This window comes from Vibrio sp. K4, assembly GCF_051122595.1.
Lineage (GTDB): Bacteria > Pseudomonadota > Gammaproteobacteria > Enterobacterales > Vibrionaceae > Vibrio > Vibrio owensii.
Genome location: NZ_CP178577.1, coordinates 3,006,844 through 3,029,937, shown reverse-complemented (window position 1 = coordinate 3,029,937; position 23,094 = coordinate 3,006,844). Strand labels below are relative to the sequence as shown.

Below are 23,094 nucleotides of genomic sequence, written 5' to 3'. Positions count from 1 at the left end.
AAACATAACTAAGGAGTGGTTATGCAGCATTTGGTTTTTGTGTATGGCACTTTGCGCAAAGGAGAGCACAACCATCACTTTTTGAGTACTGCCGAATTTCTTGGGCATCATCAAACCGATGCCCAGTTCGCGCTTTATGACTTGGGGCCTTACCCCGCTTTGTCGACGGGGCAGCAAGTCATCCAAGGCGAAGTGTACTTGATTGATAATGACACCTTGGTTGAGCTAGATAAGCTGGAAGATGTGCCGGTCGAGTATCGAAGAGAAACCATCGCGACGCCATTTGGCCAAGCTTGGATCTACTTATATCAAGACACAGAACAACTTACGGAAGAGATAGCATCTGGCGATTGGTGCCAACGGGTGTGAACTATACTTAGACCAGTAACGTATGCATTGACGATATATACAACAAAGACTTGGGAGGTCTGCGATGAAATATCTTTCACCAATCATACTGCTGCTACTGGTCGGTTGTTCAAATACCGCGCCACCTAGTGGCAACGACAGCATGGAATGGAAGCAATATGGTATGCAGCGTGCAGAAGCAGGCGATACCAAACTGTCTATGCAAGAGTTCAGTAAAGACGATGAGCTATACATGGCTTACAGTAATGGTTACGAAAGTGGTCGAGCTAATTACTGCGCTCAAGACGCTTTTACACTCGGTGAAAGTAGGCGTTACTACCGTGGTATCTGTGATGACCTAGACGACCGATTCCGTCGTGAATACGAGTTGGGTCGCACAGCGAAGGGCAGTAAACGTTACTAGCAAGCAATCAGTAAGATGTAAGGAGTGATTATGAGATTATTCGTGGTCGGCGCTATGTTACTTTTCCTCAATGCTTGTGCTCAGACAACGTTACCAACCTCTGTGAGCGTGACAGATTGGCAGGCTTTCGGTAAGCAATCAGCGTTGGACGGAGCGATTGAATTATCGGAAGAGCGCATCGCCAAGCTAGACGACACTAATCGTGCTACTCCTGAACTCATCACGGCATACAAAACTGGCTATCAAGAAGGTAAACAAGAATACTGCGAGCAAAGTGCTTACATTCTTGGCGTACAGGGCGCGCCTTACTTTGGTATCTGCGATGACGTTGATCCATTTTTTCAAAACGATTATGAATCAGGAAGGCTATCGACGGCTGGTGGTTACTAATGATATATCGTGAAAACAAAAAAGAGCTGCCTGTGTGCAGCTCTTTCTCTTTTTAACGTTCGCGGTTATTTGCTTTGCGCACGCTCGTAAGATTCTAGGATTTCTGCTTTTGCGGCAGCAACATCTGCCCAACCATCCACTTTCACCCATTTACCTGCTTCAAGCTCTTTGTAACGCTCAAAAAACTGTGTGATTTGGGCTTTGAGTAGTTCTGGAATATCGTCCACATCTTGAATGCCTTCGTACTCTTTTGAGATTTTTGAGTGCGGGACAGCGAAGACTTTCGCATCTTCACCCGATTCATCCGTCATCTTCAATACGCCAACTGGACGGCAACGAATAACAGAACCTGGCATCAATGGGTAAGGAGTAGGAACCAGTACGTCAACTGGGTCACCATCTAGAGAAAGGGTGTCGTTCACGTAGCCGTAGTTACATGGGTAGAACATTGGTGCAGACATGAAACGGTCGACAAATACAGCACCAGTGTCTTTATCTACTTCGTATTTGATTGGATCCGCGTTAGCAGGGATTTCAATAACGACATAGATATCGTCAGGCAGTGATTTACCTGCTGGTACGTTGTTTAAGCTCATTTGAATATTCCTTTTCATTGAGGATTAAGCGTTTAGAGGCTTAATCTGGCTAACATTTACGCAGTTCACTTTAACGACAAAAACGCGGCAGGTAAACACCTGCCGCGTTGGACAAAGGTCTGAAATTAGTCTTCTTCGCGATTCAGCTCAAGAAACTCTTCGACTTTGTTGACCATGTTCTTTGAACCCACAAAGAAAGGCACACGCTGGTGCAGTTCGGTCGGTTTCAAATCCATAATGCGGTTTACACCGTCAGACGCCAGACCGCCAGCTTGCTCAATCAAGAATGCCATTGGGTTGCACTCGTACAACAAGCGCAGCTTGCCTTGAGGGTGGCTTTGCGTACTTGGGTATAAGTAGATGCCGCCTTTAAGCAGGTTACGATGGAAGTCCGCAACCAGTGAGCCGATGTAGCGAGAAGTGTATGGACGACCATCTTCAGGCACATTCTCCTGACAGTACTTGATGTACTTCTTCACGCCTTGCGGGAAGCGGATGTAGTTACCTTCGTTGATCGAGTAGATCTTGCCGTCTTCTGGGATCATCATGTTTTCATGAGAAAGACAGAAGCTGCCAATCGATGGGTCGTAAGTGAAGCCGTTTACGCCATTACCAGTGGTGTAAACCAACATAGTAGATGAGCCGTAAATCACGTAGCCCGCCGCCACTTGTTTGTGACCAGGCTGTAGGAAGTCTTCTTCTGTTGGCGGGGTACCAATAGGAGAAACTCGACGGTAAATAGAGAAAATCGTACCGACTGATACGTTCACATCGATGTTTGATGAGCCATCGAGTGGGTCCATTAGTACAACGTACTTTGCGTTTTGGTTGAGTTCTTTGTTGAACGCAACCGCTTCATCTTCTTCTTCACTTGCAACGCCACACACTTGGTCACGTGCTTCAAGTGCTGCTTTGAACTTGTCGTTCGCGTATACATCAAGCTTTTGCTGATCTTCGCCTTGCACGTTTTCCGTACCTACAGCACCGGTGATATCACCAAGACCTGCCGCGTTGATTTCGCGGTTAACAATTTTGGCAGCTAAACGAATGGAAGCTAAGAGAGATGAAAGATCACCGCTAGCGTGGGGGAAATCCGCTTGTTTCTCAACAATGAATTCGCCTAGGGTGCGCAGTCCTGACATGGTTTATCCTTACATTTTTCATTTCGTTGGGGGTGTCGCGCAATGGGTCATCTCTTTATGGATGTTAAACGATTGCGCTAGATGTAAGTTTATGACGCGGATCTTATTAATGGTAATGAAGTAACCGACTGAGATCTCAATTTATTTGTCTTATTGCATAAGAAGTCTGTCACTTGGTTAATGCTTGGTCAGTCAGTACTAAGCCCTGTCAGATTTGTGAAAGAGACTGCACGAACAGGGCGAAAGGCACTCGCTTTTCTGGTGGTTATCACGATAATGAAAGGATTAAAGAAAGCATTACAAGGTTAAGTTTATGCACATTCATATCTTGGGTATCTGCGGCACGTTTATGGGCGGTGCGGCAATTTTAGCGCGTCAGCTAGGTCATAAAGTGACGGGTTCGGATGCCAACGTTTATCCACCAATGAGCACCCTGTTGGAGTCTCAAGGTATTGAAATTATTGAAGGCTTTGACCCTTCTCAACTTGACCCTCAACCTGATCTTGTGGTGATTGGTAACGCAATGAGCCGTGGTAACCCATGTGTTGAGCATGTGTTGAATACCAATATGCGTTACACCTCTGGCCCACAGTGGTTACAAGAGTTCTTATTGCACGATCGCTGGGTTCTGGCGGTATCGGGTACCCATGGCAAAACCACCACTTCAAGCATGCTAGCTTGGATCTTGGAAGACTGTGGCTACCAGCCTGGTTTCCTTGTCGGTGGTGTATTGGGTAACTTTGGTGTGTCGGCACGCTTGGGTGAAAGTATGTTTTTCGTCGTTGAAGCGGACGAATACGACAGTGCTTTTTTCGATAAACGATCTAAGTTTGTTCACTACCATCCACGCACATTGATCATGAATAACCTTGAATTTGATCATGCAGATATCTTCGACGATCTTGAGGCGATTAAGCGTCAATTCCATCACTTAGTGCGCACTGTTCCGGGGAACGGTTTGATCTTGGCACCGAAGCAAGATCAGTCGTTGCAAGACGTGATCGAGCGCGGTTGTTGGACAGAAAAGCAGTTCTCTGGTGCCAATGGTGATTGGCAAGCACACAAACTGGTTATCGATGGTTCTAAATTTGAAGTGTCGTTGCAAGGCGAGAAAGTGGGCATCGTAGATTGGGATCTTGTTGGTGACCACAACGTAGATAACGCTTTGATGGCCATTGCAGCTGCACGTCATGTTGGTGTGGCTCCAGAGTTAGCCTGTCAGGCTCTCGGTCGTTTTATCAATACCAAACGCCGCTTAGAGCTGAAAGGTGAAGAGCAGGGCGTGACGGTTTACGACGATTTTGCTCATCATCCGACGGCGATTGAACTGACATTGGGCGGTTTACGTAACAAAGTTGGCGAAAAACGTATTCTTGCCGTTTTGGAGCCACGCTCTGCGACGATGAAGCGCGGTGTTCATAAGAATACTTTGGCGGCTTCTCTGCACAGTGCTGATGAGGTGTTCCTCTTCCAACCAGACAACATTGATTGGTCGGTACAAGAGATTGCTGACCAGTGTAAACAACCTGCTTTTGTGGATGCAGAGATGGACAGCTTTGTCGCAAAAATTGTAGAACAAGCACAGCCGGGTGACCAAATCCTCGTAATGAGTAATGGTGGCTTTGGTGGTATCCACGGCAAGCTTCTAGAACAACTGAAACAAAAAGCTTAATGACATCTATGCAGCAAAAAGTAACCCCTAAAAAAGCCATCACATTAGCATTAACGGGCGCCTCTGGTGCCCCGTATGGGCTCCGTCTTCTTGAATGCTTGGTTGCCGCAGACTATCACGTGTATGTGCTGATCTCTTCGGCTGCGCGAGTGGTAATGGCGACTGAACATGACCTGAAATTGCCAAGTGGCCCTGAAGCGGCGCAAAAGGCGCTGGTTGAACACCTTAATTGCAATCCAGATAACATCACTGTTTGTGGTAAAGACGATTGGTTCTCGCCAGTGGCGTCAGGCTCTGCGGCACCAAAACAAATGGTGGTGTGTCCATGTTCCGCGGGCAGTGTCGCGGCCATTGCACACGGCATGTCGGATAACTTGATTGAGCGTGCTGCTGATGTGGTAATGAAAGAGCGCGGACAGTTGCTGCTTGTGGTGCGTGAAACGCCTTTCTCAACACTGCATCTTGAAAACATGCACAAGCTCTCGCAAATGGGCGTCACCATAATGCCTGCGGCTCCCGGCTTCTATCATCAGCCAAAGAGCATTGAAGACTTGGTTGACTTTATGGTGGCAAGAATCCTCGATCACCTTGGTATTGAGCAAGGCTTAGTGCCACGTTGGGGTTATGACCAACGTTGATTGTGTAATCAATAAAAGACCTTTACAATCCATCCAACTCATCGGGGAGCAAACCCATCAGGTATTGACCTTATCAATACCAAGGGGCGCTGAGACCTAATTGTTTAACATTGTTGAGCAGACAGGGACCCGTATTACCTGAACCAGATAATGCTGGCGTAGGAATTGAGTCTGGATATTGGAAGTCCTAAATACCGCCTCAACCCTGTGCCGCTCAACTCATGTTAATAATGCAAATGGAGAGCGAGCAGTGAAAACCACTCTTAGTCTGATTGCCCTTGCAACCATCACTTCTACTTCAGCGTTTGCCGCTGAAAACACCCTAACTGTCTACACTTACGACTCTTTCGCTGCCGATTGGGGACCTGGTCCTAAAGTTGAAAAAGCGTTCGAAGCCAAATGCGGTTGCGACGTTAATTTCGTTGCTCTGGATGACGGTGTTTCAATCCTTAACCGCCTTCGCTTGGAAGGAAGCAACAGCAAAGCGGATATCGTGTTAGGTTTGGATAATAACCTGATGGCGGAAGCGAAAAAGACTGGGCTTCTGGCTGAGCACAACGTTGATACATCGAAGACGACCTTGCCTAATGGTTGGGATGATAAGACCTTCGTACCGTACGATTACGGCTACTTTTCGTTTGTGTACAACAAGGAGAAGTTGGCGAATCCTCCAAAAAGCATGAAAGAGCTGGTGGAAGAGCGTGACGATCTGAAAGTGATTTACCAAGACCCTCGCACTTCAACGCCAGGACAAGGTTTGATGTTGTGGATGAAGTCTATCTACGGTGATGATGCGACTCAAGCGTGGAAGCAACTGGCGACTAAAACGGTTACGGTTACAAAAGGTTGGTCAGAAGCTTACTCGATGTTTTTGAACGGTGAGTCCGATCTCGTGCTGTCTTACACGACTTCTCCCGCGTACCATTTGATTGCAGAAGATGACGTGAAATACGCAAGCGCAGATTTTGCTGAAGGGCACTACATGCAAGTGGAAGTAGCGGCTAAGGTGAAAGGCTCAAAGAATGCTGAGCTAGCAGATGAGTTCATGAACTTTATTTTGAGTGATGATTTCCAATCTGCGATGCCAACTGGTAACTGGATGTACCCAGTGACTGACGTTGAGTTGCCAAAAGGTTTTGAAACTCTGAGCGTACCAAGCAAACCACTGAGCTTTAGTGCAGACGAAGTAGCGAAAATGCGCAAGACTTGGATTCGCGAGTGGCAAAGCGCATTGACGTTCTAATATAGGTTCTACTTTTGAATTCTGTTCCGAAAATAGGGTTAGGGGTCGCGATGATTATCGCGACCTTTGTTGTTTCTGCCCTAGGTGCTTTGATTGTTCAAGCGCCTTCACTTGATGTGTCTATGGTGTGGGGAGACCCATACTATCAACACGTCACCAAGTTCAGCTTCTACCAAGCTTTCCTTTCGACACTATTGAGTGTTGGCTTTGCTATTCCTGTTGCTCATGCACTTTCTCGACGTGAGTTCTTTGGGAAGTCTCTATTACTCAAGTTGTTTGCGTCTACCTTAGTTCTGCCTGTGCTGGTCGGTGTGTTTGGCTTATTGGCGATTTACGGTAACAGCGGCTTATTAGCGCAATGGCTGAAAAGTATCGATGCTGAGCTGCCGTTTTCCATCTATGGCCTGAACGGTATTTTACTTGCGCATGTATTCTTCAATATGCCTTATGCAGCGCGACTCCTTTTGCAGGCACTAGAATCGATCCCAGCAGAGCAACATAAACTGTGCGCACACCTTGGAATGAGCCATTGGGACAAGTTTCGTTGGGTGGAATGGCCACGCCTAAGGCAGCAATTGCCACACGTAAGCGGCTTGGTGTTTATGCTTTGCTTTACCAGTTTTGCCACCGTGATGGCGTTAGGCGGCGGACCGAAATCGACCACCATTGAACTCGCCATTTATCAGGCGATTAAGTTCGATTTTGATCTGCAGGCTGGGGCGCTTTTGTCACTGTGGCAAATGCTACTATGTGGCTTGTTAGCAATTGGCGTACAGAAGTTGACGAAACCAGTCTCAGTAAGCGCTGGCAGCACATCGGTACACCGATATTTAACGAAGGATCATGGGTGGTCAAAAGCTTGGGATAGCTTTTGGATCATGGGTGCCTTTTTACTAGTCATACCGCCGCTTGTGATGGTGGTGTTTAGTGGTATCAATCAGCAAGTTTGGTCGGTACTGACCGATGAACGTTTTTGGTCAGCACTGCTTAATTCACTCAAAGTTGCGGTACTGGCGAGCTCTCTTACCGTTGCAGCAGGCGTATCGATTTTGCTGACCAGTCGACGTTGGCGATTGCAGTATAAAAATACTCGCGCCGATCAAATTGAGCTTATCGGAACCATCATTTTAGTGACACCAGGTTTGGTGATTAGCACCGGACTGTTTTTACTGCTGCGTTCGTTTACTGATGTATTCAGCTTAGCGTTTTTTGTCGTGATTTTGGTTAATGGCTTGATGGCATTGCCTTACGTCATCAAGACTTTATCTCAACCTATGTTGCACATTGAGCAGCAATATCAGTACGTGTGTGCCAGCTTAGGCATGCGTGGTTGGCAACGATTTAAAGTCGTGGAGTGGCAAGCACTGCGTAAGCCGTTTGCCCATGCTTTTGCCATCAGCTTTATGTTTGCTATTGGTGACTTAAGTGCGATCGCTTTGTTTGGCGGGCAAGAATTTAGAACCTTACCGCTCTACCTATTCCAGCTGCTCGGCAGTTATCAAATGGATGCAGCAGCGGTTGTGTCGGTTACCTTGCTGTTACTCAGCGTCGGCTGTTTTGCTTTGATTGAGAAAGTGTTGAAAACGAAGGAGAGAGCGTAATGTTAGTGTTGGATGATGTGCAGTACACCTATCAACGTGAACTGTTTCGCTTTGATTTAGAGATTAAGCGCGGACAAATCGTGTCGCTGATGGGACCGAGCGGTGCAGGTAAATCAACCTTGCTCGCTTTGGTCGCTGGATTCATTAATCCTGACCTAGGCGATATTTTGGTTGATGGCACATCTATCGTGAGTAAAGAGCCGTATCAGCGCCCGTTTTCAATGCTGTTCCAAGAACACAATCTGTTTGCTCACCTGTCAGTAAGAGACAACATTGGTTTAGGGCTGCATCCGGGGTTAAAGCTTACGGCAGACCAAAAGCTTCTTGTCGAGCAAGCAGCCAAGCAAGTCGGCGTTGCTGAGTATTTAGATCGCTTACCTGAACACCTTTCTGGCGGTCAGCGCCAGCGTGTGGCACTCGCACGTTGCTTTGTTCAGCCGCATCCGATGTGGTTACTCGATGAACCTTTCTCTGCTCTTGATCCCGTGCTGCGCGAAGAAATGCTTGCATTGGTGAAACAGCTTGCTACTGATCGTGGTATTACCGTGTTAATGGTGACGCACCACTTGAGTGATGCAAGAGCGATTGCGAGTCATTTTGCTTTTGTCGCTGGTGGTCAGGTCGAAGCGTCAGGTGACATTGATGAATTAGCGGTATCGCACTCTAGCGATGTTTTAACAGCGTTTGTGCGAGCGGCAGGGTAGAGCGCCGTTTATCTTTGATGAATTAGGCGTTAGAAAAACAAAAGGTTGATGCGAGCATCAACCTTTTTTTATTTTGGGAGTTTGAATGAGTACGTTAGCCTTGTGGCTTCACTACCATCACATTGATTGGTGAGTTCTCTACCACTTTGCTCGCTACAGAGCCCAACATCACTTTGTTGATCTTTGAGCGTTTGTGGCTTGGCATGATGATAAGATCGGCACCTAAGCGCTCTGCGTAATCAAGGATGGTTGCATACGCTTTGCCTTCTGCAACGTGTACTTTGTAAATCACTTCATCATCGATGTGCTGGTCAGCAAACGTTTTTAGTTGTTGCTTCACGTCTTGCTTCATCTTCGCTGCCGCATCTTTCGGGAAGTAAGTTGCGACCATCGACATATGGATGCCAGGCAGTACAGTCAGTAAGTGAACTTCCGCGTTGGCTTGTTTTGCTTGCCAAACAGCCAGCTCAACAGCTCTGTCAGAGAAGCCTTGGTCATTTAGATCAACCGGAACAAGAATTTGTTTATACATTCAGTGTCTCTCATCATGGCCCCTTTGTCCTCGGGGCCTAATCGGTTATGCGCTCAACTGTTCCCTACGAGCACGACGTTTTTGGTTCATGGCAAGTACCAGCAAGATCATTAAGCAAGGCACAAATACCCATTCTTTCATTGGGCGCTCTGCGTCTTGAACAATCCATTTGATCTCCCAGTCGAAGTCGACGCCAGACGATTCTGCCGGACTACCAAACTCGACCATGTCTACGATCATTTTGCCGTCGTTCTCGGTTAGCATTAGGCCCATAGAAGAGATGCGCTCTTCTGCAGTTTTTGCTTTATCTTCGAACGGAAGACGTACCGTTTTCTCTACGTAGTCACCTTCTAGGTTTTCACCTGCGACTCGTAGCTCAATGGATTCTCCTACATTTAGCCCTTCCGTGATTTGAGCTATCTCAACCCCAGGGGAAAGAACTTTTGCAGGGTAGATCATGTCCCACCAGAATCCTGGACGGAAGAAAGAGAATGTCAGTACAAGCAACAAGATGGTTTCCCACCACTTGTTACGTGTAAACCACCAACCTTGCGTAGCGGCTGAGAAAATCAACATCGCAATGATTGAGGAAATCACGGTGAGAGCAAGGTGCCACCAACTGTCGATACCCATCAACAATAACTGGGTGTTGAAGACGAACATGAATGGCAGAATTGCAGTTCGGATATCGTAGGTAAAGCCTTGAATACCTGTTCGAATTGGGTCGGACTTAGCAATAGCTGCCGCCGCAAAGGCTGCCAAACCTACTGGAGGGGTATCATCAGCTAGAATACCGAAATAGAACACGAACAAGTGCACCGCGATCAGTGGGATGATCAAGCCATGAGCTGCACCCAGAGTTACGATAACTGGAGCCATCAGAGTTGATACCACGATGTAGTTTGCCGTCGTTGGCAGACCCATACCAAGGATCAAGCTGATCACTGCAGTAAACAACAACATTAGGATGATGCTGCCGCCAGAGATGAACTCGACGAAGTCTGTCATCACCAGACCAATACCGGTTAGTGTTACTACACCAACAACCGTACCGGCTGCAGCCGTTGCCACACCGATGCCGATCATGTTTCGTGCACCAGATACCAAGCTCTCTGCTAGGTCGACAAAGCCATCTTTCGTTTGCTGAGCCAAGTTACCTTGTTTGGATAGCAAAGCAATCAATGGGCGTTGGGTCAGCAAGATAAAGATCATGAACACGGTTGCCCAGAATGCTGATAGACCCGGAGAGAAGCGTTCAACGGTTAAACACCAAACCAGCACAACGATTGGTAGCAGGTAGTGCAGGCCAGATTTAATCGTTGGACCTGGATCTGGAACCTCTGTGAGTTCTGCATCAATTTCAATTGCGCCGTCTTTGGCGTGGTTGGCTGAAATTTTCACCAGACCGATGTAAGCAATCAGTAGTGCTACGGTTACGATAGGTGTTGCTGCATCGCCGAAGACGTCTTTCGTCCAACCCACACCGTAGTAAACCAAAGCACTAATCACGCACAAGCCGAGGATGGTGCCAGTGAATGACAATAGGCTTTGTAACATGGTTGGGTTATGGCGACGAGGAAGGCCAGTCATACCGGCTTTACACGCTTCAAGGTGAACGATGTAAATCAGAGCGATGTATGAGATAAGCGCAGGAAGCAGGGCAGCTTTAATGACCTCTACGTACGAGATACCAACGTATTCCACCATTAGGAAGGCCGCGGCACCCATAATAGGTGGTGTAAGCTGGCCATTAGTTGAAGCTGCAACTTCTACCGCACCGGCTTTTGTGCCAGGGAAACCAACTCGCTTCATCAACGGAATGGTGAAGGTACCCGTGGTTACTACGTTGGCAATCGATGAGCCAGAAACCAAACCTGATAGACCAGACGCAACAACTGCCGCTTTTGCAGGGCCACCCTTCATATGACCAAGTAATGAGAAAGCCACTTTGATGAAGTAAGCGCCAGCGCCGGCACGTTCAAGCATCGCACCGAAGAGTACGAACAAGAATACGAAAGACGTTGATACGCCAAGTGCAACACCAAATACACCCTCAGTCGTTAACCACAGATGCGACATAGCTTTGTTTAAGCTAGCGCCTTTATGGGCAATGACGTCTGGCATGTATGGGCCAGCAAAGGTGTAAGTTAAAAATACCGCTGCGACCACCATGAGCGGTGGACCTAATGCACGGCGGGTTGCCTCAAGTAGCAATACCATACCAGTAACCGAAACGACGATATCTACCGTCGTCGGGGCTCCGGAACGTCCTGCTAACTCGGTATAGAAAATATAAATGTAAGCCGCAGCAAAGCTACCCGCGAGTGCTAATACCCAGTCGATGAGTGGGATATGATCACGCGGAGAGTTCTTCATTGCTGGGTAAGCAGTGAAAGCGAGAAAAGTGGCAAAAGTTAGATGAATTGCTCGCGCTTCAGTGTCGTTGAGTACGCCAAAATTAAAAATAAATGGTAGCGGAGAGGCATACCATAATTGAAATAGCGACCAGCACAGCGGAACGAACCATAAGATTCGACCTTGCATGCCCATTGGGCTACGCGCACCTGTATCTGCCTGAGCCACCATCTCTTGCACATCTTGTGACGGAGTGTTGTTCGTCGCCATGTACTTTTTCCTTATTATTGATGGTCCTGTCTGTATTGTGTATCGAGAACCGCGCTTCGCTATAACAGTGTAGTGAATAGAGCGAAGTTTGCTTTCGAGTGAATCGCTACAATCCTTCAACCCATTGACTCATAGGTATGGAAAAGTGCGTTTTCTTTTTCTTAGGTGTGTGAGCGCGACTTCCGAGAGAAATCGGCAAAATTGAACAAAGTATGCTGGTTGAAGGTGCTCGACCAGCATACTCAATCAGACAGAAAACCATCCTTTTCTGTCTGAGCTTGAAGTTAGTAGTTGCTTACTTAAGCAGGCCTACTTCTTTGTAGTATTTCTCTGCACCTGGGTGAAGAGGGATTGAAAGGCCAGCTTTCACCATGTCTTCTTTCTTCAGGTTTGCAAATGCAGGGTGTAGACGCTTGAAGGTATCGAAGTTTTCGAATACCGCTTTTGCAACGTTGTAAGCTACGTCATCTGAAACGTCAGAAGTCGTTACCATTGTTGCCGCAACACCAAAGCTGTTTACGTCTTTGTCTGTACCACGGTACATCCCAGCAGGCACTGTGCTGAACGCGTAGTAAGGGTTATCAGCAACGATCTTCTCGATTTCTGGACCAGTTGCTGGAACTAGCTTCGCATCACAAGAGGTTGTTGCTTCTTTGATTGAACCGTTCGGGTGACCAACCATGTAGATAAACGCGTCGATCTTGTTATCACACAGTGCTTGAGAACGTTCTGAACCTTTTAGTTCTGATGCAAGTTTGAAGCTGTCGTTAGTCCAGCCCATAGCATCCATCACTACGCCCATTGTCGCGCGGTCACCAGAACCAGGGTTACCGATGTTTACACGCTTACCTTTAAGGTCTTGAACGTTTTCGATGCCAGAATCTGCACGTGCGATGATGTTAAAAGGTTCGGTATGAAGAGAGAACATTGCACGTAGTTTTTTGTACGGGCCTTGTTCAGCAAACTTACTCGTACCGTTGTAGCCATGGTACTGCCAATCCGATTGCACGATACCAAAGTCTAGCTCGCCAGCACGGATTGTGTTGACGTTGTAAATTGAACCACCAGTCGATTCTACTGAACAACGGATGTTGTGATCTTTACGACCTTTGTTCACCAATTTACAAATAGCACCACCAGTAGGGTAGTAAACACCTGTAACAGAGCCAGTACCGATAGTAATAAACTCTTGAGCGTTAACTGCGCCTGCGCCCATAACTGCTGCAGCGATAGCGCCTACTTTAAGAAGTTTGTTAAATGCCATGAATTTCCCTTCCTTATATTCATTATTAACCCGGAAATAACCAAAAATTACTTCAGGAGTTTCCTATTTGGAAACGGCATCTTTTCCAATCCAATCGTTTGAAAAAGCGAGCGAATCATAACAAAAAATTGGCAGAAAATTATCCGATTGTTAAAAACTATAGCGAATAAGTCTAAAGTGTGCGTTGGTATGTGGGGATAAATTCGTAGACTAATTCTTTTTAGAACAATTACTTATCTTGCATGTTGGCGAGGGTATTAAAAAAACCAATAGCGTGATGTAAATCACAAATAGGATGGGTAAAAAATAAGCTAAAAAATCAAAAAATTTACATTTTTCATGGGCTACAAAACTCAACTAATTTCATAGCCCACAAACAGTTACTTAGCCTGTGTACTCGAAAAGCTCACACACAGATTTGAACAATTGTTCTGTAGAAACTGGCATTGTCGGGGTAATGAAGATGGTGTCATCACCAGCAACCACACCTAAGATGCCTTCTGATTTGCCTAATGAGTCCAGTAGGCGAGCAATCAATTGAGCGGCACCCGGGCCGGTGTGGATAACGACAAGAGCTGCGTTATGGTCGATATCTAACACCAGTTCACGCAAAGAGCTGCTAACTGTTGGTACGCCTAACTCTGCAGGTAGGCAGTAAACCATTTCCATTTTTGCATTACGTGTACGTACGGCACCAAACTTAGTCAACATGCGAGAAACTTTGGATTGGTTGATACTTTCAAAACCTTGTTGTTTTAGTGCATCAACGATCTCACCCTGTGAGCCAAAGCTCTCTTCTTTTAATAAGGCTTTAAAAGCGCGAACTAAGTTATCTTGTTTTTCTGAATTGCGCATAGTCGTTATGATTCTCTTATCAAGGGTCAGCAATTTTGCATATTCTCGCATAGATATTCATGCAGTGCCAAAAAGTCACGACATTATGTTAATTCCATCACTGTAAACCCTAAACAGGATAGGGTTCTTTAAGTATGAAATTGTTGACCTATTTATTGCACTGAATTTCTTGTCATTTCAACAGAATAAACGAATAATCAAGCCTTTGTTTGTAGCACGGTAACAGCGAGTTGCGCGAGGTCGCAAAGCTGGCGTTAATTGATTGTAATCAAGTTGTGATTCCGATAGCTTTATTTCAGCTGGTTACAAAATACCCTACGAATACGTTTATAAGAGAAATACTCTCAAGGAGAACTACATGAAAGTAGCCGTTATTGGTGCCGCTGGCGGCATCGGTCAAGCTCTGGCCCTTCTACTTAAGAACCGTCTTCCTGCAGGTTCAGATTTAGCCCTATACGATATTGCTCCAGTAACTCCTGGTGTGGCTGCAGATCTTAGCCACATCCCAACTCCGGTTTCTATTAAAGGTTATGCTGGCGAAGATCCAACACCTGCACTTGAAGGTGCGGATGTTGTTCTAATTTCAGCTGGTGTAGCTCGTAAACCTGGTATGGATCGCGCGGATCTGTTCAACGTAAACGCTGGCATTGTTAAGTCGCTAGCGGAAAAGATCGCAGTTGTATGTCCAACAGCATGTGTTGGTATCATCACTAACCCAGTGAATACAACAGTGCCAATCGCTGCTGAAGTATTGAAAAAAGCAGGCGTTTACGACAAGCGCAAGCTTTTTGGTGTAACAACGCTAGATGTTATCCGTTCGGAAACCTTCGTTGCGGAACTAAAAGACAAAGATCCAGGTGACGTTCGTGTTCCTGTTATCGGTGGTCACTCTGGTGTGACTATTCTTCCTCTTCTATCTCAAGTAGAAGGTGTTGAGTTCACAGCTGAAGAAGTTGAAGCGCTAACGAAACGTATCCAGAATGCGGGTACAGAAGTAGTAGAAGCGAAAGCGGGTGGCGGTAGTGCAACTCTATCTATGGGCCAAGCTGCATGTCGCTTCGGCTTAGCGCTAGTACGTGCTCTTCAAGGTGAAGAAGGCGTAGTAGAGTGTGCTTATGTAGACGGTGGCAGCGAACATGCACCATACTTCGCACAACCTGTGAAGCTAGGCAAAGACGGCGTAGAAGAAGTTCTAAGCTACGGTGCGCTAAGCGACTACGAGAAGTCAGCATTAGATGGCATGCTAGAAACACTAAATGGCGATATCAACATTGGTGTTGAATTTGCGAAATAAGCGTCTTTTTATACTCGTTATATAAAGAAGAGAATTTAAATGAAAAGCCGATCTGATGATCGGCTTTTTTGATCCTTTCACCTTATCTCGCGTAACAGAGTCTAGATTGGGTAACTTTGTGAAGGAGAGGGTGATGGAAGCAAATCGAATCCGTAAAGGTATGGTCGTTGAGTGTCAGCAAGGTGTCGGTACGATTTTAGTCATCGACCAAGAGGCAGAGACAGTGCTGCTTGCTAAGCAAGGTTCAGAAGAGCAGCTTGCAGTTAGCTTCGATGAAATAGAAGACAATCCACAGCTTCACGACAGTTGTGACCGTTATTACTAACGAAAAATCGCTTGAGCGCCAAACATAATGAAAAGGAAGAGTACTACTCTTCCTTTTTTCATCAGGGTCTTCTTTTACTAGCTTAGCTGGTACGCTTAACCGCCATGTGGGCTAGAGTAACCAGCGCTTGCTTGTAGTCAGATTCTGGAAGGATTGCGAGTTCTGCAATCGCTTTATCTGCTTCATCCATTGCTTTTTGCGTGGTGTATTCCAGCGAGCCAGCTTCCTGCATTACTGCTAGAATGTCTTCTAGTCGATCCATGCCATTGGCCTTCTCAATCGCTTCACGAATCATCTGCGCATTCTCTGGCGTGGTATTGCGCATTGCATGAAGTAGAGGAAGCGTTGGTTTGCCTTCAGCCAAATCATCACCAACATTCTTACCCATATCCTCACCGTCAGACGTGTAATCCATCACGTCGTCGATCAGTTGGAATGCTGTGCCCAAATATTTACCGTAGTTCTGGAATGCCACTTCTACTTCTTCCGGCGCATCGTTAAGAATCGCACCAATCTGTGTAGCGGATTCAAACAAACGTGCGGTCTTAGAGTAGATGACCTGCATGTAGCTTTCTTCTGTTGTGTCAGGATCATTGCAGTTCATTAACTGCTGAACCTCACCCTCCGCGATCACATTAACTGCGTCGCTCATCAGTTTAAGGATCTTCATTGATCCTAGCTCAGTCATCATTTGGAATGAGCGAGTATAAATAAAGTCCCCAACTAACACGCTAGCGGCATTACCAAACGCAGCGTTTGCCGTCGCTTTACCACGGCGCATGTCTGATTCATCAACTACATCATCGTGCAACAGAGTTGCCGTATGGATGAACTCGATAAACGCCGCCGCCATAGTATGGCCGTTACCTTGGTAACCAAGAGCACGTGCTGACAATATCGCCAGAAGTGGTCTTAAGCGTTTGCCTCCACCACTCACGATATAGAAACCGAGTTGGTTGATTAAAGAGACATCAGAATTTAGTTGGGCTTGAATTGTTTCATTCACTTTTGCCATGTCATCGGCAGTAAGCGCTTGGATAGTTTTAAAATCCATCGTATATCCGGCTGAAGTTAGACCCTGCAAGGCTTATTCGATTTATATAATTGTCGAATAATACACTAAAAAACGTTGATTAATACATTACTAAAGGGCATGATTGCCGCACTTTTCTTTGGCGATTAGCTTTTCGCCAATTTTTTCAAAATATGGCTTGTCATAGGGGCATCTCTTCTGTAGAATCTGCGCCCTATTGATGATTAGTTTAGCGCACACCCTCATGAAAAGGCTGTGCGGAAAAAGCGGAGTAAAATATGTACGCTGTTTTCCAATCTGGTGGTAAACAACACCGTGTAAGCGAAGGTCAAACTCTTCGTTTAGAGAAATTAGACGTTGAAACGGGCGCAACTGTTGAATTTGATAAAGTTCTTCTTGTTGCTAACGGCGAAGAAATCCAAGTTGGCGCTCCTCTTGTAGAGGGCGGCAAAGTTGTTGCTGAAGTTGTACAACACGGTCGTGGCGATAAAGTTAAAATCGTTAAGTTCCGTCGTCGTAAGCACTCTCGTAAGCAACAGGGTCACCGTCAGTGGTTCACTGAAGTGAAGATCACTGGTATCAACGCTTAATCTATTAGGAGAGTTTAACAATGGCACACAAAAAAGCTGGTGGTTCTACTCGTAACGGCCGCGATTCAGAAAGCAAACGTCTAGGTGTTAAACGTTTCGGTGGTGAATCTGTTCTTGCAGGTAACATCATCGTTCGTCAACGTGGTACTAAGTTCCACGCTGGTAACAACGTAGGTATCGGTAAAGACCACACTCTATTCGCTCTTACTGAAGGTAAGGTGAAGTTCGAGGTTAAAGGTCCTAAGAACCGTAAGTTTGTAAGCATCGAAGCTGAGTAATTTTACCTTTTAGGTTAATTACTAAAGCTTTATAGCTGAATTCAAAAGCCCTGCCGATTCGGCGGGGTTTTTTATTTGTAGCAGTCGACATATTCAAGTTTCTCGTTTTATCCCTGAGCGGTTGGAATCTGGGAGCTTAGATCTGTCATCTGCTAAAATTGTTTGATGGCAAATCAGATTTAATCCACGCACGAAGTAGTCGGAGTAAAAGATGAAGTTCGTAGATGAAGCGGTAGTAAAAGTTCAGGCTGGTGACGGCGGTAGCGGCGTTGTAAGTTTCTGGCGTGAAAAATTCATCACTAAAGGTGGCCCAGATGGTGGCGACGGTGGTGATGGTGGTGATGTATATATCCAAGCCGATGAAAACCTAAATACCCTGATCGATTACCGTTTCCAACGCTTTTACGAAGCAGAACGCGGTGAAAACGGTCGCGGCGGTAACTGTACTGGTAAACGTGGTAAAGACATCACACTTCGCGTACCAGTAGGTACTCGCGCAGTTGATATCCACACTAACGAAATCGTTGCAGAAGTAGCAGAACACGGTAAGAAAGTGATGGTCGCGAAAGGCGGCTGGCACGGTCTTGGTAACACGCGTTTTAAATCTTCAGTAAACCGCGCTCCTCGTCAGAGAACGCTAGGTACTAAAGGTGAAATCCGTGAAATCCGTCTAGAGCTATTGCTATTGGCTGACGTTGGTATGCTTGGTCTACCTAACGCAGGTAAATCAACCTTTATCCGCGCAGTATCAGCAGCAAAACCAAAAGTAGCAGATTACCCATTTACAACGCTAATCCCAAGCTTGGGTGTGGTGAGTGTGGTTCCTGAGAAGAGCTTTGTGGTTGCAGACATCCCTGGTCTAATCGAAGGTGCAGCTGACGGTGCTGGTCTAGGTATTCGCTTCCTTAAGCACCTAGAGCGTTGCCGCGTACTGCTACACATGATTGATATCATGCCTATCGATCAGTCAGATCCAATTCAAAATGCCCTAACCATCATTGATGAACTGGAGCAGTACAGTGAGAAACTAGCAGGCAAACCTCGTTGGCTAGTCTTCAACAAAACGGATCTGATGCCAGAAGAAGAAGCGAATGAAAAGATCCAAGAGATCTTGGACGCGCTAGGTTGGGAAGACGAGTTCTTTAAGATCTCAGCGATCAACCGTAACGGTACAAAAGAGCTTTGCTACAAGCTAGCTGACTTTATGGAAAACCTACCTCGTGAAGAGGAAGAAGTTGCTGAAGAAGATAAAGTGAACTTCATGTGGGATGATTACCATAAAGACGCAATCGCCGGTAAAGACGTTATCACTGAAGAAGATGACGACGATTGGGATGATTGGGACGATGAAGAAGACGACGGTCATGTTGTTTACGTCCGCGACTAATCGCTAACTAATTCATTAAGCCGCAATGTTTATTGCGGCTTTTTTTGTATCTAAATCATGTTTAGACGATGTGATTTGCGGCACAATAATGAGCTTAACGGACTTAGGAAGTATTTATGACATCGGAAGTTATACCGTCTTGTGCAACGACGGCATCCAACCAAAGGGCCATTTCTCGGCTCGTTGCCCAAGCAGGGCAAATGCTATTAGCCCACGGGGCAGAAAGTACGCTTGTGAGTGACATCATGCAGCGCATCGGTATTGCCTGTGGTGTCAGCGAAGTGGCAGTGGCATTATCTGCGAATGCTTTGGTTGTCACGACAGTCAAAGACGATCATTGCATTACAACGACCAGAAGTTGCGCCGATCGCGGGATCAACATGCGAGTGATCACCCAGATCCAACGAATTTGTATCATGATGGAGCGCGGCTTACTCGATGTGAGAATGGCGCAGAAGAAACTCAATACCATTAGCCCTGAGCGCTATAACCGTTGGTTGGTGGTGTTCATGATAGGCCTTTCTTGTGCGGCCTTCAGTCATTTAGCGGGTGGAGATTTAGGTGTGTTTGTCATGACGTTTCTTGCTTCTGCTGGCGGCATGACCGTTCGACAAGAAATTGGCCACCGCCACTTTAATCCTCTTCTTAACTTCGCTGTCACGGCGTTTGTGACTACACTAATCTCTGCTCAAGCGGTGATTTTTGACATTGGTAATCTACCAACCGTTGCGATGGCATCATCGGTATTGATGCTAGTTCCCGGCTTCCCACTGATTAACTCGGTTGCCGATATGCTGAAAGGCCATATCAACATGGGCATTGCACGATTTACCATGGCGAGTTTATTAACCTTAGCGACTTGTCTCGGTATTGTTGCGGCAATGGAAGTAACGGGGATTTGGGGGTGGATGAGCTAATGAGCGTATTTGAACTCATCTTAGGGCTGTTGAACGATATGTTCTTCGCCGCTATTCCTGCCGTTGGTTTTGCGATGGTGTTTAATGTGCCGCAGAAAGCACTCAAGTACTGCGCGGTAGGTGGAGCGATTGGTCACGGCAGCCGCTACCTAATGATGCACTTTGGCTTGCCAATTGAATGGGCAACGTTTTTTGCAGCGACGCTAGTAGGTTTGATTGGTGTGCATTGGTCCCATCGTTTTCTTGCTCACCCTAAAGTTTTCACTGTGGCTGCTTTGATTCCTATGGTTCCGGGTGTATTCGCTTATAAGGCGATGATCGCCATGGTAGAGATAAACCACTTAGGTTACTCACCTGAGCTTATTGCGACGTGCATGGAAAACTTTCTTAAGGCGATGTTTATTATTGCTGGCTTAGCGGTTGGCTTGGCGGTTCCGGGGCTGTTATTCTATCGCCGCAGACCAATAGTTTAAATTGATATAAAGGGCACTGACACTGTGCCCTTTCTTCTCTATGTGGTCAGCAATCTCTCGAGCTATTTTTGCAGTTAAAGATATTAAAGGAGTTAGGTTGGGATAAATCTACTTCCTCACCACCAACAGTGACTTGCTGAGAAAGCTTATTGTTACTAACTTCGCCCGGTGGGAACCAAGTGTATTGATATCCAATTACGTTATATGTGTTGGAAATATGCATGCCTATTGGTGAATTCGATTTTGCATCAACTTCATGCCCTCGAATCCAGCTTGGTAGGTAATTTGGTGATGGATAAAGGTTATCGAATTCACTTGGGTATGCTTCTCCAGTTCCTTTTTCTGCTAGACAAAATTGAACGCCAGCTTGACGACTCGTTAAGCAAGCCTTTGGAGCTCCAGAGTCAACAACAGCCATAGATTTTACTTTTTGTAAGTTAAGTTCTAAGCCATTATTCGTGGTGATTTTCTGTAGGCGATCATTTGTGGTTGTTTGCTCAAATGAGTAAGAGGCTTCCGATAGTAGTTCCTCTTGTGCCGATACTTTTACTTTTAAACCGAAGGTAGGTCTAACCTCGATCGGTTGGTCGTAAATGAAATCAGGCAGTCTGTTAACTTTTCTATCTTTTGGAAGACAGTACATCTGATCAGTCGAAATGTTTCGTAAACAGCCAAGGTTTTTATCACTACCAACGACTTTCATTGAGGCTGGTGCTGAAACATCAATAATTTCTCCTTTCGATGATTCAGCGTTTTTCAGCTCTTCATTAAGAACAGTGCCCACCACATAGACTTTTCTTGTTTTATCTGCCAAGTTATCGACATCTGATAGGATGACTTCTGTTCCTTGCTCAGCTTGAACATAGACTGGTTGGCGATAAAACTCATCAGGCAAGCGAGATAGGGGTTCTTCCCCTTTTTGCTGACAAAACTGCTGCCCAGTAGAAACTAAAACAAGACACGCATGAGGTTTGTATTTTGGGATTGTTTCACTACTTGAATCTGTAGCATGTGCGTTATTAGCAAATAATGCACATGCTGAAAGCAATATTGCTGAAGCATATTTGTGTTCCATGTATCCATCCGATTGTTGAGGTTGCAATTAAACGCTATTACAGAATGTTTTAACCGCGAATATGATTATTATTAATCTTGGTTGAATGTTATTGGATTATTCAGGTGTAACTTATCGTTAAGGTTTTAAAACCCATTATTAATCTTAATTCGTTTTTAAATGCCTGATTGCCAAAGAAATGTACGCCACTTGGGTTACTCACCTGAACTTATTGCGACGTGCATGGAAAACTTTCTTAAGGCGATGTTTATTATTGCTGGCTTAGCGGTTGGCTTGGCGGTTCCGGGGCTGTTATTCTATCGCCGCAGACCCATAGTATAAGGATCCAATATGATCATCAGCATGATTGCCGCGATGGCAGACAACCGAATCATCGGTAAAGACAACCAGATGCCTTGGCACCTTCCTGCCGATTTTGCATGGTTTAAGCGTTGCACCATGGGCAAGCCAGTTGTTATGGGGCGTAAAACCTATGAGTCTATTGGGCGTCCATTACCTGGTCGTTTGAACATTGTCATCAGCCGTGATGCTTCACTTTCCATTGAAGGTGTTACAACGGTCACGTCAATTGAGCAAGCACTTGAGATTGCTGGTGAAGTGGAAGAAGTCATGATTATTGGTGGCGGAGCGATTTATGCAGCGTGCCTACCTATGGCTAACAAGCTGTATGTTACCCATATTGAAGCTGAAATAGATGGAGATACTCAGTTCCCAGATTGGGGAAGTGAGTTCAAAGAAACGTACTCTGAAGCGTACCAAGCGGATGAGAAAAACGCTTACAACATGCGTTTTACTGTCCTCGAAAAGTAATCGGATAGAATGAGAAAAGCACCGCAAATGCGGTGCTTTTTGTTTTCTCGTCCGGCAATCAGAGACGTTAACTGAGTGCTTCTTGAGTGAAGACTTGCTTGTCTTCCCAACGAATCATGGTGAGCGAACCACCCCAAACGCAGCCAGTATCAAGACCAATTATGCTTTCATCGATATGACCTTGTAGTGCTGCCCAGTGCCCAAATAGCACTGCTTTTTCTAGCGGTACTCGCTGTGGCAGCTTAAACCAAGGCACAAGCTCATCTTCAGACACTTCTTGCGGTGGCAGTTTACAATCCATATCTAAGCGACCATCAGTAAAGCAAAAACGCATGCGAGTAAACGCATTGATGGTGTAGCGATAGCGGTCGAGTCCTGAAAGGGATTCATCCCAGAGATCAGGCTGATTGCTGTACATATTTTCTAGCAGCCAAGGCAATTGTTTACTTCGAATGATCGCTTCCACTTCACGTGCACAGCTTCTAGCAGTATCAAGATCCCATAGTGGAGAGATGCCTGCATGACACATGACAAAGTCATCGTGTTCTGCCAACAGTGGTTGTTGTGATAGCCAAGTAAGCAGCTCTTGTTTATCCGGAGCGGAAAAAATAGGTGCAGTCTTATCCTTGTCTTTGACTTTTTTCAGTCCTTGCGATACTGCCATGAGGTGTAGGTCATGATTACCAAGTACCACTTTGGCACTGTCACCCAGAGACTTAACAAAACGTAATGTTTCTAGAGATTTAGGTCCGCGAGCGACGAGATCTCCGGCTAGCCAAAGCTGATCGTGCTGTGAAGAGAAATTAACCTGTTCTAGTAGCTGCTGAAGCTCATCAAAACAGCCCTGAATATCACCAACAATATAAGTCGCCACTGAA

Annotated in this window: 25 protein-coding genes; 16 read left to right on the top strand and 9 right to left on the bottom strand. The window is 45.9% G+C overall.

The features are described 5' to 3' along the window. Positions 1–21: 21 nt before the first annotated feature. The 3 genes from ACLIIY_RS13545 (at position 22) to ACLIIY_RS13535 (ending at position 1,162) form a co-directional block, all read left to right on the top strand. Complete coding sequence (locus tag ACLIIY_RS13545; protein WP_005437357.1) at positions 22–369, top strand: gamma-glutamylcyclotransferase family protein; 348 nt, start codon at positions 22–24, stop codon at positions 367–369. Positions 370–433: 64 nt separating this feature from the next. After that, positions 434–772, top strand: a complete 339-nt coding sequence (locus ACLIIY_RS13540; protein ID WP_434527734.1) for a DUF2799 domain-containing protein — start codon at positions 434–436, stop codon at positions 770–772. Positions 773–802: 30 nt separating this feature from the next. Next, complete coding sequence (locus ACLIIY_RS13535) at positions 803–1,162, top strand: DUF2799 domain-containing protein (RefSeq protein ID WP_009707810.1); 360 nt, start codon at positions 803–805, stop codon at positions 1,160–1,162. 65 nt (positions 1,163–1,227) lie between these two features. Here ACLIIY_RS13535 and ppa read toward each other — a convergent pair whose 3' ends face one another. Continuing rightward, the gene (gene ppa / locus ACLIIY_RS13530; RefSeq protein ID WP_005437361.1) at positions 1,228–1,758 is read right to left on the bottom strand and encodes an inorganic diphosphatase; all 531 of its coding nucleotides are present in this window, start codon (positions 1,756–1,758) and stop codon (positions 1,228–1,230) included. Positions 1,759–1,883: 125 nt separating this feature from the next. Continuing rightward, on the bottom strand, positions 1,884–2,900 hold the full coding sequence (fbp, locus tag ACLIIY_RS13525; protein WP_005430527.1) for a class 1 fructose-bisphosphatase: 1,017 nt from the start codon (positions 2,898–2,900) through the stop codon (positions 1,884–1,886). Between the two features lie 313 nt (positions 2,901–3,213). Here fbp and mpl point away from each other — a divergent pair, with 313 nt between their 5' ends. The 5 genes from mpl to thiQ all read left to right on the top strand — a co-directional run bounded on the left by mpl (position 3,214) and on the right by thiQ (position 8,758). Then, positions 3,214–4,572, top strand: a complete 1,359-nt coding sequence (gene mpl, locus ACLIIY_RS13520; RefSeq protein WP_434527733.1) for a UDP-N-acetylmuramate:L-alanyl-gamma-D-glutamyl-meso-diaminopimelate ligase — start codon at positions 3,214–3,216, stop codon at positions 4,570–4,572. After that, complete coding sequence (locus ACLIIY_RS13515; RefSeq protein WP_005450501.1) at positions 4,572–5,210, top strand: flavin prenyltransferase UbiX; 639 nt, start codon at positions 4,572–4,574, stop codon at positions 5,208–5,210. Before mpl ends, ACLIIY_RS13515 begins: the two co-directional genes overlap by 1 nt. A gap of 250 nt (positions 5,211–5,460) precedes the next feature. Then, positions 5,461–6,453 (top strand): thiamine ABC transporter substrate binding subunit, encoded by a 993-nt coding sequence (gene thiB, locus ACLIIY_RS13510; RefSeq protein ID WP_434527732.1) that lies wholly within the window; start codon positions 5,461–5,463, stop codon positions 6,451–6,453. Between the two features lie 14 nt (positions 6,454–6,467). After that, the gene (gene thiP, locus ACLIIY_RS13505; protein ID WP_434527731.1) at positions 6,468–8,054 is read left to right on the top strand and encodes a thiamine/thiamine pyrophosphate ABC transporter permease ThiP; all 1,587 of its coding nucleotides are present in this window, start codon (positions 6,468–6,470) and stop codon (positions 8,052–8,054) included. Continuing rightward, a complete protein-coding gene (gene thiQ / locus ACLIIY_RS13500) occupies positions 8,054–8,758 on the top strand; it encodes a thiamine ABC transporter ATP-binding protein (protein WP_180825851.1) in 705 nt (234 codons plus the stop codon). The genes thiP and thiQ overlap by 1 nt, the downstream gene beginning before the upstream one ends. A gap of 94 nt (positions 8,759–8,852) precedes the next feature. Here thiQ and ACLIIY_RS13495 read toward each other — a convergent pair whose 3' ends face one another. From ACLIIY_RS13495 to argR, 4 genes are all read right to left on the bottom strand, one after another. Next, on the bottom strand, positions 8,853–9,290 hold the full coding sequence (locus ACLIIY_RS13495; RefSeq protein ID WP_005437370.1) for a universal stress protein: 438 nt from the start codon (positions 9,288–9,290) through the stop codon (positions 8,853–8,855). A gap of 45 nt (positions 9,291–9,335) precedes the next feature. Continuing rightward, positions 9,336–11,915, bottom strand: coding sequence for a TRAP transporter permease (locus ACLIIY_RS13490; protein ID WP_180825850.1), 2,580 nt, complete (start codon positions 11,913–11,915; stop codon positions 9,336–9,338). A gap of 295 nt (positions 11,916–12,210) precedes the next feature. Then, complete coding sequence (locus ACLIIY_RS13485) at positions 12,211–13,179, bottom strand: TAXI family TRAP transporter solute-binding subunit (protein ID WP_005437372.1); 969 nt, start codon at positions 13,177–13,179, stop codon at positions 12,211–12,213. A 384-nt stretch (positions 13,180–13,563) separates the two neighbouring features. Then, entirely contained in the window at positions 13,564–14,034 is a 471-nt protein-coding gene (argR, locus tag ACLIIY_RS13480) for a transcriptional regulator ArgR (RefSeq protein WP_005430583.1), read from the bottom strand. 358 nt (positions 14,035–14,392) lie between these two features. Here argR and mdh point away from each other — a divergent pair, with 358 nt between their 5' ends. Further along, positions 14,393–15,328: a malate dehydrogenase gene (gene mdh, locus ACLIIY_RS13475; protein ID WP_020196545.1), complete on the top strand. Its 936-nt coding sequence runs from the start codon at positions 14,393–14,395 to the stop codon at positions 15,326–15,328. 133 nt (positions 15,329–15,461) lie between these two features. Further along, positions 15,462–15,653: a hypothetical protein gene (locus ACLIIY_RS13470; RefSeq protein WP_020196546.1), complete on the top strand. Its 192-nt coding sequence runs from the start codon at positions 15,462–15,464 to the stop codon at positions 15,651–15,653. An 82-nt stretch (positions 15,654–15,735) separates the two neighbouring features. On the opposite strand, the gene ispB is transcribed toward ACLIIY_RS13470, so the two are convergent. After that, the gene (gene ispB / locus ACLIIY_RS13465; protein ID WP_045482144.1) at positions 15,736–16,707 is read right to left on the bottom strand and encodes an octaprenyl diphosphate synthase; all 972 of its coding nucleotides are present in this window, start codon (positions 16,705–16,707) and stop codon (positions 15,736–15,738) included. Positions 16,708–16,964: 257 nt separating this feature from the next. Here ispB and rplU point away from each other — a divergent pair, with 257 nt between their 5' ends. The 5 genes from rplU (at position 16,965) to ACLIIY_RS13440 (ending at position 20,331) form a co-directional block, all read left to right on the top strand. Continuing rightward, the gene (rplU, locus tag ACLIIY_RS13460) at positions 16,965–17,276 is read left to right on the top strand and encodes a 50S ribosomal protein L21 (protein ID WP_005437376.1); all 312 of its coding nucleotides are present in this window, start codon (positions 16,965–16,967) and stop codon (positions 17,274–17,276) included. Positions 17,277–17,296: 20 nt separating this feature from the next. Further along, positions 17,297–17,554, top strand: a complete 258-nt coding sequence (gene rpmA, locus ACLIIY_RS13455) for a 50S ribosomal protein L27 (RefSeq protein ID WP_005383095.1) — start codon at positions 17,297–17,299, stop codon at positions 17,552–17,554. Positions 17,555–17,765: 211 nt separating this feature from the next. Further along, a complete protein-coding gene (cgtA, locus tag ACLIIY_RS13450) occupies positions 17,766–18,941 on the top strand; it encodes an Obg family GTPase CgtA (RefSeq protein WP_005437377.1) in 1,176 nt (391 codons plus the stop codon). Positions 18,942–19,057: 116 nt separating this feature from the next. Next, a complete protein-coding gene (locus tag ACLIIY_RS13445) occupies positions 19,058–19,858 on the top strand; it encodes a threonine/serine exporter family protein (RefSeq protein WP_005437378.1) in 801 nt (266 codons plus the stop codon). Further along, on the top strand, positions 19,858–20,331 hold the full coding sequence (locus ACLIIY_RS13440) for a threonine/serine exporter family protein (protein WP_005437379.1): 474 nt from the start codon (positions 19,858–19,860) through the stop codon (positions 20,329–20,331). The genes ACLIIY_RS13445 and ACLIIY_RS13440 overlap by 1 nt, the downstream gene beginning before the upstream one ends. Positions 20,332–20,377: 46 nt before the next feature. Here the strand turns inward: ACLIIY_RS13440 and ACLIIY_RS13435 are convergent, their stop codons facing one another. Beyond that, the gene (locus ACLIIY_RS13435) at positions 20,378–21,406 is read right to left on the bottom strand and encodes a hypothetical protein (protein ID WP_434527730.1); all 1,029 of its coding nucleotides are present in this window, start codon (positions 21,404–21,406) and stop codon (positions 20,378–20,380) included. 330 nt (positions 21,407–21,736) lie between these two features. On the opposite strand from ACLIIY_RS13435, the gene folA reads away from it, so the two are divergent. Continuing rightward, entirely contained in the window at positions 21,737–22,216 is a 480-nt protein-coding gene (folA, locus tag ACLIIY_RS13430) for a type 3 dihydrofolate reductase (protein WP_334422689.1), read from the top strand. 67 nt (positions 22,217–22,283) lie between these two features. Here folA and apaH read toward each other — a convergent pair whose 3' ends face one another. Further along, positions 22,284–23,090, bottom strand: coding sequence for a bis(5'-nucleosyl)-tetraphosphatase (symmetrical) ApaH (apaH, locus tag ACLIIY_RS13425; RefSeq protein WP_434527729.1), 807 nt, complete (start codon positions 23,088–23,090; stop codon positions 22,284–22,286). Between the last annotated feature and the right edge of the window lie 4 nt (positions 23,091–23,094).